7 protein-coding genes are annotated in these 15,437 nt (G+C 46.2%); 1 reads left to right on the top strand and 6 read right to left on the bottom strand.

What is annotated here, in order from left to right; all coding sequences use genetic code 11:
* The first annotated feature begins 158 nt into the window (after nucleotides 1-158).
* Nucleotides 159-1,556, top strand: a complete 1,398-nt coding sequence (locus B2Z67_RS15460) for an MFS transporter (RefSeq protein WP_291530737.1) — start codon at nucleotides 159-161, stop codon at nucleotides 1,554-1,556.
* Between the two features lie 1,372 nt (nucleotides 1,557-2,928).
* Here B2Z67_RS15460 and bglX read toward each other — a convergent pair.
* The 6 genes from bglX to B2Z67_RS15490 form a co-directional block, all read right to left on the bottom strand.
* Nucleotides 2,929-5,178, bottom strand: a complete 2,250-nt coding sequence (bglX, locus tag B2Z67_RS15465; protein WP_291530738.1) for a beta-glucosidase BglX — start codon at nucleotides 5,176-5,178, stop codon at nucleotides 2,929-2,931.
* A 13-nt stretch (nucleotides 5,179-5,191) separates the two neighbouring features.
* A complete protein-coding gene (locus B2Z67_RS15470) occupies nucleotides 5,192-6,307 on the bottom strand; it encodes a family 16 glycosylhydrolase (protein WP_291530739.1) in 1,116 nt (371 codons plus the stop codon).
* A 78-nt stretch (nucleotides 6,308-6,385) separates the two neighbouring features.
* Nucleotides 6,386-7,912: a PKD domain-containing protein gene (locus B2Z67_RS15475; protein WP_291530740.1), complete on the bottom strand. Its 1,527-nt coding sequence runs from the start codon at nucleotides 7,910-7,912 to the stop codon at nucleotides 6,386-6,388.
* A 27-nt stretch (nucleotides 7,913-7,939) separates the two neighbouring features.
* Complete coding sequence (locus tag B2Z67_RS15480; RefSeq protein WP_291530741.1) at nucleotides 7,940-9,466, bottom strand: RagB/SusD family nutrient uptake outer membrane protein; 1,527 nt, start codon at nucleotides 9,464-9,466, stop codon at nucleotides 7,940-7,942.
* Between the two features lie 20 nt (nucleotides 9,467-9,486).
* Nucleotides 9,487-12,669, bottom strand: coding sequence for a SusC/RagA family TonB-linked outer membrane protein (locus tag B2Z67_RS15485; RefSeq protein WP_291530742.1), 3,183 nt, complete (start codon nucleotides 12,667-12,669; stop codon nucleotides 9,487-9,489).
* A 389-nt stretch (nucleotides 12,670-13,058) separates the two neighbouring features.
* Nucleotides 13,059-15,158: a DUF5686 family protein gene (locus B2Z67_RS15490; RefSeq protein ID WP_291530743.1), complete on the bottom strand. Its 2,100-nt coding sequence runs from the start codon at nucleotides 15,156-15,158 to the stop codon at nucleotides 13,059-13,061.
* Between the last annotated feature and the right edge of the window lie 279 nt (nucleotides 15,159-15,437).

Below are 15,437 nucleotides of genomic sequence, written 5' to 3' on the forward strand. Positions count from 1 at the left end.
GATACTCTTGCTAATCACTAAACCTTAGTCACTAACTACCGACTACTAACTACTAACTACTTACTACTGACTACTTACTACTTACCACTAACCACTTACCACTAACCACTACTCCCCCCCTCCCCAAATACAGATTTAAGTACATAAAATAACATTATATGATTCAAGCTGAAAGATTTCAGGAAACGGAAGAAACGGACGGACTACCAATCACCAAGCGTATATGGGCGGTAACAGCTATAGGCTTTGCCCTTTGCATGTCGGTACTGGATGTCAATATCAGTACCGTAATCCTTCCTACACTCTCAAATGATTTTGGTACTTCACCGGCGGCTATAACATGGATTGTGAATGGGTACCAATTGGCCATCGTTGTGTCTCTGCTTTCATTCTCCGCCTTGGGCGAGATATTCGGATATCGCAAAGTATTCCTTTCCGGTATTGCCTTCTTCTGTGTGACATCGCTTATCTGCGCCTTGTCCAACTCCTTCTGGACGTTAACCATTGCCCGCATATTTCAGGGTTTCAGCGCAGCGGCCATAACCAGTGTGAACACTGCCCAGTTGCGTCATATCTACCCCAAGAAGATGATAGGGCGCGGACTGGGAATCAATGCAATGGTTATTGCCATCTCGGCGGCGGCAGGCCCTTCTGTAGCCAGTGGTATTCTGTCGATTGCCTCCTGGCACTGGCTGTTCGCTATCAACGTTCCGCTGGGTATTCTGTCGTTAGTGTTGGGAATCAAATTCCTTCCGAGGCAGAAAGAGCTTTCCAAACACAGATTTGATATCATCGACGCTATTGCCAACGCCATTACTTTCGGGCTGTTGATTTATACGTTGGACGGTTTCGCCCATCACGAACGCTACGACTACCTGGTAATCCAAATTGTGGTATTAATCATTGTGGGCACCTATTATATACGCCGGCAGTTGAGACAGGAGTTCCCTCTGCTTCCGTTGGATTTGCTGAGAATCCCTATTTTCAGGCTTTCAATCCTGACTTCCATCTGTTCGTTCACTGCGCAGATGCTGGCGATGATTTCGTTACCTTTCTTCCTGCAGAACACATTAGGGTACAGCGAAGTAATGACCGGACTGTTACTTACCCCGTGGCCTTTAGCAACCCTGTTTGCTGCGCCGGTTGCCGGTTATCTGGTAGAACGTTTCCATCCGGGAGTACTGGGGAGCATAGGTATGGGTATATTTTGTATCGGACTCTACACTGTTTCTACGCTGAATGCCGAATCGTCTATCTTTAGTATTTGCTTGCGACTGATGCTTTGCGGCATAGGTTTCGGACTTTTCCAGACGCCGAACAACAGCACAATTATAGCTTCTGCACCGACACTGCGTTCGGGCGGCGCCAGCGGAATGATAGGTATGGCGCGGCTCATGGGGCAAACTTTCGGAACTACTCTTGTCGCGCTCCTGTTCAGTTGGATAGTTGGAGTTGAGAGTACGGAAGTGTGTCTGATAACGGGTAGCGTGTTTGCGCTTGTAGCAGCGGTAGTCAGTAGTTTACGATTGTCACAGCCATCGGCGTTAAAGCAATAGCGGGGCTGACTAAAACATATTGAATTAGCAATATGCAACCTAAAAGCAGTACATTTTTACAAAAAGACAGCAAAAACACCATTTCGCCAACCCGCACATCTTCTGAAAGAACGAGAAATAGAAACTGCAAGTACAACATTTGAATATATATACGGATATTCTGTATAAATCGGGACTGATATACGGGATTTATGCAATAAATCTCTGCCTGCTGCGCGAGCCATAATATGTGGAGCGTGAACGGCATATAGCCCGTTCGCGTACGGCATATATCCCGAGCGCGAACCGCATATATCCCGAGCGCAAACCGCATATATATGGTGCGCGAACCACATATAGCCCGTTCGCGAACCGCATATAGCCCGTACAAAAGCCACACATATCCGGTAAGAATCAACCATTAATAATCCCTCCGGAAGAGGTCTTTCCCATTTTTTTAGAGATGTACATATTTCGATATCCCACTATCAGCCAGTAAGATACGGATTTTCACTTCGATATTTCCAACCNNAACCTTGCCTTCGGGCGGAAATACGGCATTCTCAGCCGACTAAAAATACAAAATGTCACTATGACAGATACGATTCCGGCCACATACCAAACATAATTCAGACATACAACATGCACATATCCGATTTTAATGTTACTTCTGCAAAGAAGTTAAAGCCGGATAAAGCTCCCGCTTATTTTAACAATTCAGAATCTAATCAGAAAGTATTATGGCAAAACGCACCAGGACTGCGAAACCGCAACAAGAGAAAAAAGAAAAGACAGCAAAAGTATCCTACCACTACAAACCCAATAACCTCACTTTGGAACAATGGTAGATTGCACTACGGAAGCAAGCAGCCGCAAAAGAACTGTTCGCCATCACCGAAATCAATACAAAAGACTATCCGGGCTATTACAACGTAAAGAATCCCATCTCGCAAAACGAATACAGCGTAGTGTACAGAGGCAAAGAAAGCCCCTGGAACTATTGTTCCTGCATGGATTTTAAAGTAAGCAAACTGGAAACCTGCAAGCATTTGGAAGCCGTCAAACTCTGGATGGATGAAAACAACAAACGAATATGCCGGAATACCCCTGCATATTCCTCAGTCTATACAGAAGCACAGAGAACTGAGAAATCATGCTCGAACACAGAGGTACTGAGTTCTCTCTCTGCGACGTAGTCGCCCTCTCTCTTACCCTCTCTTATAAAGAAAGGTAAACTCTGTGTCTCTGTGACTCTGTGTTGAAGTAAAAACTGCGAAAGGGGCAAACCCTCACAGTCCGCCCCTCTCCTTTTTAACCTTAAAAAACCACTAATCTGTAACCTTAATCAATTAGCCACTAAACACTAATCACTAAACGTTAATCACTATTCACGCTAATCCGTCACCTTAAAGAAAACCTCTTCTCCCGACTGGCTATCGGCAGCTACCCAAAGCCCGAAGTCTCCGGCTTCCACCACCCTGGCCATATCTATATTCCAGAACGCAAGCTCACTGACCGGCAACTCAAACGAAACATTCTTCTTCTCGCCCGGCTTCAACGTCACACGGGTGAAGCGCTTCAGCTCCTTCACCGGACGGGTCACGGAACCAACCTTATCCTGCACGTACAACTGCGCAATCTCCGTCCCTTCACGCCGCCCCGTATTCTCCAGGTCGAACGTCACCGTCAGCACATCCTCCCGTTTCAACGTAGCCGAAGACAGCTTGACGTTGCTATACTCGAACGTAGTGTACGACAACCCATAGCCAAACGGAAACAGCGGATCGAACCCTGCATCCATGTAGAACGAAGTGTTACCAAGCGACGTCTGCCCTGCCTCCACCGGAATATCATTCAGCAATGTCTCAGTCCTCGTAGCCGGACGCCCGGTGTTGTTGTGCGCATAGTACACCGGAATCTGCCCCACCATCTTCGGGAAAGTAACCGGCGTCTTTCCGCTCGGCACGGCACGTCCCCACAGCAAGTCGGCAATTGCCGGACCGCCCATCGTCCCCGGATGGAACGCATAAAGAACGGCGGCAGATACTTCTACCTCCTTGCCGATAGTGAGCGGACGACCTGCCATGACAACCGTCACCACAGGCTTGCCCGTCTTAGCCAAAGCCGCAATCAGTGTACCCTGGTCGCCTTGCAGATTCAAGTCCGCCAAACAGTGCGCCTCACCCGAAAGAATGGACTCTTCGCCCACAAACGCCAGAATAACGTCGGCGCGTCCGGCGGCGGCAACGGCCTTGGCCACTCCTGCCGGGTTCTTCTCGCGACTATACGCCAAACCCGGTTCGTATATCACCTGCACCCGATCGCCCAGCATCTCCCTGATGGCACTGAGCGGAGTCTGCGTGCGAGCCTTCTCACCGTCGAACACCCACGTGCCCAGTTGCTCGTAAGGCGCATTTGCCATAGGGCCAACCACGGCAACCGTCCTTACCGATGCCTGCAAAGGCAACACGTCCTTGTCGTTCTTCAACAGGATAGCCGATTCAACAGCCGCCTGCCTGGCAGCCTCCAGGTGCGAAGGAGCGTAGAGCACATGCTGCTTCTCGTCCACATAAGGGTTATCGAACAGTCCCAGGCGATACTTGATACGCAGGATGTTACGCACCGCATCGTTGACGGTACTCTCCTTTACTTTTCCTTCTTTTATCAGTCCGGGCAACTCCTTCACAAACGTGTAGCTCACCATTTCCATATCTACGCCCGCATTCACCGACTTCATTGCCACTTCTTTGGAATCGGCAGCAAAACCGTGGTTTATCATTTCGGAGGCAGAAGCCCAATCAGATACTACAATGCCGTCGAAGCCCCACTCACGGCGCAACACATCCTTCAGGATGAAGGTATTCCCTGTAGAAGGAACCCCGTCGTTATCATTGAAGGAAGTCATGAACGTTGTCGCCCCCGCCTTGACTGCCGCTTCGAAAGGTGGCAGGTAGACATTGCGCAAGCGGCGTTCCGGAATAAACGTGGAGTTGTAATCGCGTCCGCCTTCGGCTGCGCCATATCCCACGAAGTGCTTGGGGCAAGCGGCAATCGACGTAGGACTATTCAGGGAATCGCCCTGAAAACCTTCTACCATAGCAGCTCCCATAACGGAGGTGAGATACGTGTCTTCGCCGCATCCTTCGGCAATACGCCCCCAGCGCGGGTCGCGGGCAATGTCAATCATCGGCGCAAAAGTCCACCGGATACCAACCGAAGACGCTTCGATAGCTGCTATGCGTGCGCCATCCTTCACTATCTGCGGATTGAACGAAGCCGCCTGTCCGAGGGGGATAGGGAATATGGTCTTGAACCCGTGAATCACGTCACGCGCCATCAGCAAAGGTATCCCCAACCGGGATTCTTCCATCGCTATGCGCTGCAACGCATTGATACGTACCGGGTCTACTTCATTCAGGATGGAGCCTACCTCACCTTTCTTAATCAAATTACTCATATCCCCGATGTTTCCGTAAGAGGATATCTGGTTCATCTGACCGATTTTCTCCTCCAGGGTCATCCGGGATAAGATAGATTCTACTTTCCGCTCGATTGCTTCATCTCCTTTCTTCGTTGTCTCCTGCACGCAGGAGGTTAAAGGCAACAACAGCAAACCGGCAAAGAATACCTTTATTACTTTCATAATTCTTCAAACATTAATTCTTCTGAAACACACGCACATAGTCAATCTCGTAAGTAGCCGGAAGGGCAGACTCGTCAATTCCCTGGGCGCCTCCCCAGTTACCACCCCACGCCAGATTCAACTTCAAGTAGAAAGGTACATTGAAGGGCCAAGTGTCCTTGTTGCCTTTCTTGTCGTTGTCGAACGTGAAGTAGCACTCACCGTCCACATATCCTTTGATGAAGTCTGCCGTCCACTCAACGGCATAGACGTGGAAGTCGGTCTGAGCGGTTGGAATCCTCCTGGTTCCGGACTTCTGTGTGCCGATGGAGTGATTGTACGCATTGCAATGGATGGTAGAGAGTATGACGTTGGGGTCGTATCCCACTTCTTCCATGATATCAATTTCCCCGTCGCCGGGCCAGGTGGTGAAGTTCTTAGGCAGCATCCAGAACGCAGGCCAGGTGCCTTTCCCCGAAGGGAGCTTCAGGCGCGCCTCGAAATAACCGTAAGTCCAGCTTTCAGAGGTATTCATGCGGATGGAGATTACCTCGGAGCCTCTTTTCCTGGCTATGATTTTCAGAGTTCCGTCGGCAACTACCGCGCAGGTATCCGTTCCTGAGAATCCTTGTATGTAGTTCTCGAGTTCGTTGTTACCCCAGCCGTGATTACCTTCCTCGTACCACCACTTGGCAGTGTTCGGCAAAGCGGGTTTGCCACCAGCCAGACGGGAGTCGTTGAATTCATCCTGCCACACAAGCGAATAGCCTGCCGGAACATAATTCTCAACCTCACCTTTAGCCTGTTTAAAGGTGTACTCTTTGTTATACTCCGCACCTATCGAGAAAGACAATTTCGCCCCCCGCTCCTGCTCCGTTTCATTCTTCCGGGCAATGATTTTAAGGGCTGTCTCGCCGGTATGTCCACTATTGGCCGACAGGGAATACCATGTCTGTCCGTCCGCCTTCACCGTCCATGCCTCGTTGGCTTTCACTACAATCGTCTTTGTCTCACCGGAAGCATTCATCAGTACATCTCCCGGAGTTATTTCTATGGAAGGCGTTCCACCTTCCGGAATGTTCTCCGAAGAAGAATCTCCATCGCCACATCCCGCCAGTAGCACAAGCGGCAATACCCATAAACAAGTCATAGATTTCATACTTTAAAAGTAAACAGAGCCAGTTGCCTGCACTAAGCCGACAACTGACTCCTGAACTAAATTACATTATTATTCGTCAAACGAGAAATCATCGAAGTAGAAGAAGCCCGGTCCGGCATGTCCTTCGGCGCCAAACTGAATCACAATCTTATCAAAGTCCTTACGTGTGGCCGCACTGCTGAAGTCAAACTCCAGTTCGAGCCATTTGTCAAGTTCCAGATTGGCTTTTACTATCTCTACCTGAGTTTCCCAAGCGTTGTCGCCCTTGCTGCTATCCTGCAGTTTCACAGCCAATTGGGGTAACAGTTTCTTGTTCGTAATCCAATCACCTGCCACGGCAAACTCTGTGGTATAGTCGTTGTAAGAAGGTATATATACTTTCACACGAATCTTGTTCTGGGTAGTCAGATCGAACATGTAATCTGTGGTAGTGAACGACAGGTTGCTATAAAAGTCTGTAGACTTCTGGTAACGATATGCCTTGTTTGACTCATTGATAGGAACCGGAGCCGGATTATCCACCACAGCGCTCTTATCGCCCATATTCTGAGTTACGAAGTTCACTGCAGCCTCGTCGTCTTCAAAGTCTTCACTCAAAGGAACAGCCTTCGGCGTCTTCACGATAGGAGGTGTACTTACATTCAGGTCTTCACGGCAGTAGATAAACAGCCAGTCCTGACTTTCTACAGAATTATGTACACACAATGCCATTACTTCTTCCGACTGGTAAACGATGTCATAAGTCTGCGTACCGCAATAGTAACCCATCGTAGCATCGCCTGTAAGTGTCAATTGAGGCAGCGGGCCACTATCGTCCAACGCGAAGTTATAAGTCCCGCCGGCATAATTGTAAACCACGTCCTCACCTTCCTGCACGGCGCCGGGCTTGCTATGGGCAAGCGCCCAACGTCCGTATCCCTTGCCGGCTGTTTCAACCTTCATCTGCAAACCGGACTGGATGAATGTAAACTTCATGTCATACATATCCCATGCACTCTTTTCATTAGGACCGGCTCCCCACCATTCTTGAGCATACGTATTGAGAGGGCCTAAGCCTGTATGTCCCTTGATGTTGCCCGCATTGATAGCAGGCTTCGGAGCAGTAAATCCTGCTACAGCGTCAGATACTACCTTCGTATAATTGTTATACTGGTCGAACACCCAAGTCTTTCCATCGGTAGCACTGGCGCCACCGGTCAGGTTGTTGTACAGAGGTATATCCAGCAAACTGAAATCATCATTCTCGAACTGCATCGGAATCACTTTAGACAGTGCGCCACCGTCAGCGGTATAAATAGTCAGCGTAATAGAATAAGCTCCTTTTTCGGGATATTGCGCCGTAACGGCTTTGCTCCTACTTGTGGCTCCGTTATCCAAATCCCAAACAAAAGAATAAGGGACTTTCGTTACTGTGGTATTAGTAAACACGATCTCATTCGGGCTTTTTTCCGTACGTTCGGCAATATAGGTAATCTCTTCCAAAGAGATAGTACCACTTGTCCCCAACAAATGATCATCGCTCTCCTGCGGTTCGCAAGCGGTCATTGCCACAAGAGCCATCATTGCCAAAAGACTCGATTTGAATATATTTTTCATATCTGTTTTCATTTTTAGAGTAATACATTAATATGGATTCTGTTGCAACTCAAATTCACTACCCTTTGTTTTATCAATCTCCGATTGCGGGATAGGCATATACTTCTTATTGTCAGTGTACGTACGAACCGAATTATGTTCCGCATCATTTTCCGTAAGAACAGAAGCTGCATCGCCCCAACGCACCAAATCATAGAAACGCATACCTTCACCAAGGAATTCCTTGCGACGCTCAGCCTTAATATTAGCAGCAATAGCAGGAATAGAAGCATCTCTGCCAAATGCGCGCTGACGAATCTGATCAAAGCAAGCCTGTGCGTCTACACCTTGTTGTTCGCCCACGCCATCCATTTTTACCAGCTCGACATAATTCAGCAAAGTTTCTGCGTAACGGAAAATACGCAAGTTATTACAATAGTTCAAATCCTGGTCACCCGGGGGAGGATTGTATCCTTCGCGACCGGCATACTTGCGTTGGAAGAAACCCGTATCCTGGAAGCGTCTGCCATATTCGGCTTCTCTCCAATCATTGATAGAACCATTGCGGCGCAAGTCACCTTCTTCGTACATCTCATAAGCAGATTGACGCACAGGTCCAAATCCCCAACCACCTTTGAATATTCCGTCCGGATCCTTCAATTCATTGGGGCCAATGAATGCCGGCAAGTTTGTACCATAACCCTGCCAACCGCTCGCCCATGTTTTACCTTCGGGCAACTGATTACTTTCAAAGATAGATTCTTTGCAGAATTCATTTTCGTCCAGCCACATAGCATCAAAATCAGGCATCAGTTCATAAGCACCGCTCTTGATAATAGTTGCCATATCACCGGCAATTTCAGCATATTTGCTTGAATCTTTCTGATACATCACCACACGGGCTTTCAACATCAATGCTGCTGCACGAGATACACGACCCATATCGCCCGTTCCATTGGTTGTCATAGGCAATACACCATCCTCGCAAGCCACTGCTATATCCTCCATGATTTCAGCATAGATTTCATCGGCAGAGTACTGCCTGGCAAGATAAGGATCCTCTAAAGGGGTTTCAAAATAAGGGATGTTACCATACAGTTTCCACAACAAATGTATGTAGTATGCACGCAGGAAGTGAGCTTCGGCTTTATATTGTTTCAATTTACCTTCAAGCACATCTACCGCATTCGCACAAGATATAATGACATTATTACAACGGGCAAGACCGGAAAAGTAAATATTCCACAGACCAAACGCTTCATTGGGACTCAGTGTGAATTGAGACAAAGAGTAGAGTTGACCTTGGTCACCCGCGTCACCACCACCTTTGTAAATGTCATCCGACCGAAGGTCAGACATCAGCAGAATACCATTATAATTGTTAGCAGCATAGCTGTCGAATAACAATATCTGGTAGGCGGAACCCAAATAAGACAGAATGGCACCTTCTGTAGCAGGAGCTCCCGCCATCGGTTTATTTGTAGAACTTGAGGTTAAGAAATCGTCCCCACAAGAGGAAATCATCAGAGTAGACGACAACAGCGCCGCCATAGTGAATATATTAATTTTTTTCATACCGTATTATTTTTATAAAGTTAGAAAACAATATTTGCACCTATTGAGATAGTTCTTGATTGCGGATAAATACCCTTATCAACACCCATCGTAGTGTAACCACCGGCAGCCAATTCCGGGTCAAATCCCTCGAAACGGGTAAATGTCAGCAAGTTTTCAGCCGAAACATATACTCTCAGACGCTGAACTGAGAACTTACGAGTCAACGTCGCCGGTAATGTATATCCCAATTGGGCTGTCTTCAAGCGTACATACGAACCATCTTTCACGTACAGGTCAGAAGAACGCCAGTTCTTATTCGGGTTAGAGGATGTCATACGGGGAATCGTATTTGAAGTTCCTTCGCCATGCCATCTGTCTAATATCCAAGTAGGACGGTTCATGGCAGGGATATCACCGCGTTGCGCAAAGTCATATACGTCATTACCTACCGTTCCCTGGAAGAACAGGTTTATGTCAAATCCTTTATAGTCTGCCCCCAACGTAAGACCGAATGTCCAGTCGGGCATACCTTTACCAATCTTCGTTCTATCACTATCGTCTACCTTGCCATCCTTGTTGAAGTCTACGAAACGTACGTCACCCGGACTGGCTTCCGGTTGCATCTTTACGCCATCTTTATTTACATAGGCATCTATTTCATCCTGATTTTGGAACAAGCCATCAGTTTTCATACCATAGAAATAAGGCCATACTTCACCATTCTTTCCATGAACATAATCGCCCACACCCGATGCACCGGCACCCTCATAGTTTTTCTCCCCAGAAGCAACACCTATGTCTACCAACTTATTCTGCATATAAGAAGCATTTGCTTTGATATCAAAAGAGAAATCCCTCACTGTATGTTTCCAACCCAATTCAAATTCCAAACCCCAGTTTTCCATATCTCCCAAGTTAGACATCGGCGGACTCTGTCCCACATAGTCCGGAATAGGCTTATATTCCAACATTCCATTCGTTTTCTTCTTGAAATAATCGAATCCTAAAATCAATGCATTATTAAAGAAACGGGCATCAAAACCTAAATCTATCTGTTCGGATTCTTCCCATCGGATACTCGTATTAGCAAGCCTTCCCGGAGAAGCGCCATACTGCATGGAACCTGTTTTCCCCTCGTTTGCCACAACATAACCACCTCCGTAATAATAGTTCTGTCCGCCATCCATCAGAGAAACATAAAGGAGATTCCCAATGGATTCATTTCCATTCTTACCCCAACTGAAACGGAGCTTGAAAGAATCAAACCAATCGGGCTTCACATTCTCCAAATAGGGTTCGTTCCAAATGTTCCATCCCATAGATACAGCGGGGAATGTTGCCCATTTATTATTGGTACCAAAATGTGAAGAACCGTCCCGGCGTAGCGTAAACTGAACCATATAACGTTCATTATAGTCATAGCTTAGACGGCCGAAGTAAGAAGCCAAAGCTTCAAGATTGACATCTCCGTTTGTAGCCCCATCCATGCGTTCCAAGTCGCGATCGGCAATAGCCGAATTAATATTTGCCTTCAGGGGATCCGTTTCCAACAAGTCAAAATCACGTCCACTCAGTGAGCGTCCAAAAGATTTAGAGGCCGATTGTCCCAGAACCACCGTCAAATTATGCTTTTCTGCAAATGTGTTAGTGTATGTTAATATATTTTCAACCTGCCATCTCATGCCGCGATTCATGCTGCTGCTTACCCAGCTCTGCTCATTCTTTTTCATAGAGCCCATGTAGTACTCAAAGCCATAACCATCCGATCCCCAGAATGCAAGGTCAGCACCATAACTGCTTTTTAATTTCAGCCCTTTTACTATATCCAACTCTGCAAAGAATGATCCCACAAACTTATCTTCATTGTTTGTAGTCAAATCAGGAGAATTCAGCATAGCTACCGGATTCGCCAATTCCTGATATCCTGTAGGAGGCAGTGAAAACACATTGCCTGCTTTATCCCTAATGGCAGTAGGATAATCTCTCAAGATGCTTTCTCCTTCTTCCTTAGAAGCATAAACGGGAACCAATGGCGAAAAAGCAATGGCACTACCCAAGATAGAACCATATTCCGAGTTCGTTTCTATACCGGTGGAAACACCTCTTGAATAACTGATATTCGCACCTACCTTCAGCTTGTTCAAAAACGAGCGGGAATTATCCTCGAACACGGTATAAGTAGAATTGGTACGTAAACTCCAACGCTCGTAGTTCGACTTACCATAGTTACCACCTACAATACCCTCTTGGTTGAAATAACCCAAAGACAGGAAATATTGCACCTTTTCATTACCACCGCTCGCACTTACCTGATGTTGCTGTATGGGGGCGTCATAATTGAAAGTTTCGTCCTGCCAGTCGGTACCCTTACCTGCCTGAGCTATTTGATCTTTCGCGTAACGTGGAGCGTTGCCATCATTCACGTCCATTTCATTCATGATGGTCATATACTCGGTAGCATCCAATACCGATTTCTTCTTCCACGGATTTTGCCATCCGTAGCTCACATCATAATTAATGGAAACCTTGCCGCTCTTACCGCTCTTTGTAGTTATCAATATTACACCGTTCGCGCCACGAGTTCCAAAAACAGCAGCCGATGCAGCATCCTTCAGGACTTCTACAGATTCTATATCCACCGGATTCAAGTAGTTGATACCGCCATTAATCGCCATACCATCAACGATATACAACGGATCAGAGTTATTAACAGTACCGATACCACGGATACGCACCTTAGAATCAGCGCCCGGCTGGCCTGAACTCTGCGTAATCTGAACTCCGGTAATCTTGCCTTTCAAAGCATCTTCCACGCGCGATGGTTTCGCAATGTTCAGATCCTCAGCCGTTATGCGACTAATAGCCGCCGTTACCACACTCTTTTTCTGAACGCCATAGCCGATAACCACAACTTCATCCAATGATTCCCAGTCTTCCTGCAGAACAATTCTGAAATCACGTTTACCATTTACCGGAACATCCTGTGACGTATATCCTATATAGGAAACTGAAAGAACCGCATCGGAAGGAACCGACAAAGTGAAATTCCCTTCAATATCGGTAATAGAACCAGTGGTAGTACCTTTAACCACCACGTTCACCCCAGGTAAAGGCTCATTATCCGAACCGCTTACCACTGTACCTTTTACCTGTATATCCTGAGCATATACAGAAGCTAAGGTAAAGCTCAATAAAAATAAAACTGATAATAATTTTTTCATAAGTTTTACTAAATTAAGATTAACAACTCTCTCTTTTGTTCTCGTTTGAACATTGTTTTGTCCTCATTTGAACACTGCAAACATACTGTAAAAGGGAATACACGATAGCGTAAATACTCATTCTTAAATACGTCAACCTCTAAAACAGAATACGCTAACAATACGTCAATTATACATAATCACTTGATTATCAATATAAAAGCAATACTTTAGCACAATACGTCATTATATGTTATATAACATAATATGCTCTTTTCGGAAGACTAAAAGGAGTGGAAACCATCAATAATTAAAAGAAGTTAAGGACAGAAAGCAATATTATAAAAGGAAAGCTATAAGGTGTGAACAAAGAAGTATTAATGCGAATCAGGAGTTAAGGAGTGGCATGATTAACGATTAAATAACTCGAAAGTAAACTTGCAACCAACCTCCCGGAATTTCCGGTTGGCAAAGCTACCAAAAACGCCAAGATCGAAAATATTTGTACCGATGCCATAACCTACTTCAATATAAGGTTTCAGGTGAGGCACCACCAAAGCGTTCAGATACAATCGTTCGTTCAGTACATATTGAGTGGACTTCAGCAAATGTTTAAGTAACAGGAATGGGGCTTCATACGTCAGGTGCCCACGAACATACTGGCGGGAAGAGTTATACCAACGCGCATCCAACAACTGAAACACACCGCCTATTTCATCGTTCCAGCCAATGGGCAAATTGGAACGGGTAAAATTGGCGAAATCAACAAAGTACATTTCTTTCTGATTAGTAAAAGCGCCCCATCCGAAACGAAAATAAACATCACGCATCAACCCCACGGGAATATTGTGTTGCACGTCTACCTCAACACGTTCGTAAACACCGGTACTGTTAAACACGCCACTGACACCGCGCTCCCAGTCCACAGTAAGGCTGGGGTACTTGGAATGCAGGTTCACTTTACGATCGCCGTTCATATAATAATATTGACCGGGAGTCCATTTCAAAGTCACCCGGGGAGCAAAACTGATATACGAATGACGAATCTTAGCTATCAAATCAGGATATTCCTCCAAAAGAGCACGCCTCTGCGAGAAAGGCTTTATGGGGACAAGACGAGACTTATTTACTTCCGTACGCTTGTGCATGGATACACCGACTTCCAACGACAAGCCGTTCACTATTTCCCAGCTATGCCGTAACCTGAAATACAAGTCCTTGAAGTAATCCAAATGTATCTGGTTGAAATCAAAAATACTGTCGGGCATATTTTTCAATTCATCCAGCACGTCGCTACTGTAAATACGATTACCGTTTCCTACGTTGATATGAAAAGCAGCGCGCTTGCGAGGCCAATAGTCAAAATCCGAATTTACAGACCAATAGAGTTCCTTACGCATAAAGTTATAACCTATCTTGGGAACAATGCGCAATAATCGATCTCCCGCAAAAAACTGGTTATACTTAAATTCCTGCCGGTAGGAAAGCCCATTCTTACCGCTATAGCTCAATAAGAGCGGATTGATAAGCGGCGAACAACGGATACTGCCCATTTTCGAAACGTCTACCGAATAGCGGCTGATTAGCACATCACCAATCTGCCCCCAAAACTTGAGATTCTTGTTTTTCGGCTTCACGGGATAAAGCAAGGTATCACGCCGCAGAAAGAAATCCTGATACAACTCCTGCTCGTGCATGGTAAGCGGCACAGGACGCAAGGTGTTGAAATAGGCACTATCTTTCCGGTGTTTATTTGTATCAGTGGTCAACGTATAAGAGTCCGACAGGTTGTACTTGCCCTTCACACGTTTGCGTTGGGCAGATGAAGGGGCTTTCTGTTTAATAGACTTATAGTCAAGCACAGCCATGTAATCAGCATCGACCACATTGCCCAAAAAACGGAAATCAGCATCTATATTATAATGCAGAGGCAAAAATTCATCCGCTTCACCCACGTCCCCCATCCGCACCAAATTGTTAAAACGGAGCATTTCGGAACGCCCGGCGAAACGCATCTCGCGCACACTCCACACATCTTCGCTCACAATCAAATAGCCACTGACTAACTGAAAGCTCTTATTCTTCGGTTTGAAGCTGATTCGGTATTGCAAATTATGTTTTGCCCCCTTAACCGAATCGATGCGATACGAATAATACTTCATCGCTTCCGGAGATAAGGGAGAAAGGAGCTTATCGTACAGCAAAGTAGGGGAATAGACGTTGATATGGAAATATTCCGGTAAATCTCCGTCCAACTCCCAAAACTCGGAAGACGTACCGACGCTTGCCTTTACTTTCTGGTCATAAATGTCAGGAGCGGTAAAATGTATGTCGCTATACGTTTCCATGAGGTATTCGCGTACGCCTTTCCTGATGCGGAACATGGTTGGCATAAAGCGAAGAATGTGGTTTTTCTTACGGATATTCACCTGCCCCTTAATGTAGAGTTCCGCTTTGTATTCGTCAATGATGCGTTCGTAGAAAGGGGCATAGAAAATGACCTGCTTCATGATGGAATCCGCAGACAACGAATGTACATCATAAGAATAAGGTACAGCAGATGCCCGCACTTCCGAACAAGCGGAAAGTAAAAGACAGAGTAAGGCGCCTATATAAACGAGTTGTTTCAACAGTAATATCTCTATTATTGAGGTTTCGTAAGTTACTTGTATGCTAATGAAGTATCTCTATTAGCTTTGCTGACAGATTATTTAATTTCTTTCAGCAAGGAACGTTCTCCTCCTCCCGGGAGGAGGAGTACCCTGTCAGGGGGGAGGTGGTAGGTAAAA

Origin of the sequence: Bacteroides sp. UBA939, assembly GCF_002293435.1 — a bacterium.
Classification (GTDB): domain Bacteria; phylum Bacteroidota; class Bacteroidia; order Bacteroidales; family Bacteroidaceae; genus Bacteroides.

What these genes read in the sequence shown, in the direction of transcription:
- bglX (WP_291530738.1), bottom strand. Translation starts at nt 5,178, where the DNA reads ATGAAAGTAATAAAGGTATTCTTTGCCGGTTTGCTGTTGTTGCCTTTA.
- B2Z67_RS15480 (WP_291530741.1), bottom strand. Translation starts at nt 9,466, where the DNA reads ATGAAAAAAATTAATATATTCACTATGGCGGCGCTGTTGTCGTCTACT.
- B2Z67_RS15490 (WP_291530743.1), bottom strand. Translation starts at nt 15,158, where the DNA reads ATGAAGCAGGTCATTTTCTATGCCCCTTTCTACGAACGCATCATTGAC.
- B2Z67_RS15460 (WP_291530737.1), top strand. Translation starts at nt 159, where the DNA reads ATGATTCAAGCTGAAAGATTTCAGGAAACGGAAGAAACGGACGGACTA.
- B2Z67_RS15475 (WP_291530740.1), bottom strand. Translation starts at nt 7,912, where the DNA reads ATGAAAAATATATTCAAATCGAGTCTTTTGGCAATGATGGCTCTTGTG.
- B2Z67_RS15485 (WP_291530742.1), bottom strand. Translation starts at nt 12,669, where the DNA reads ATGAAAAAATTATTATCAGTTTTATTTTTATTGAGCTTTACCTTAGCT.
- B2Z67_RS15470 (WP_291530739.1), bottom strand. Translation starts at nt 6,307, where the DNA reads ATGACTTGTTTATGGGTATTGCCGCTTGTGCTACTGGCGGGATGTGGC.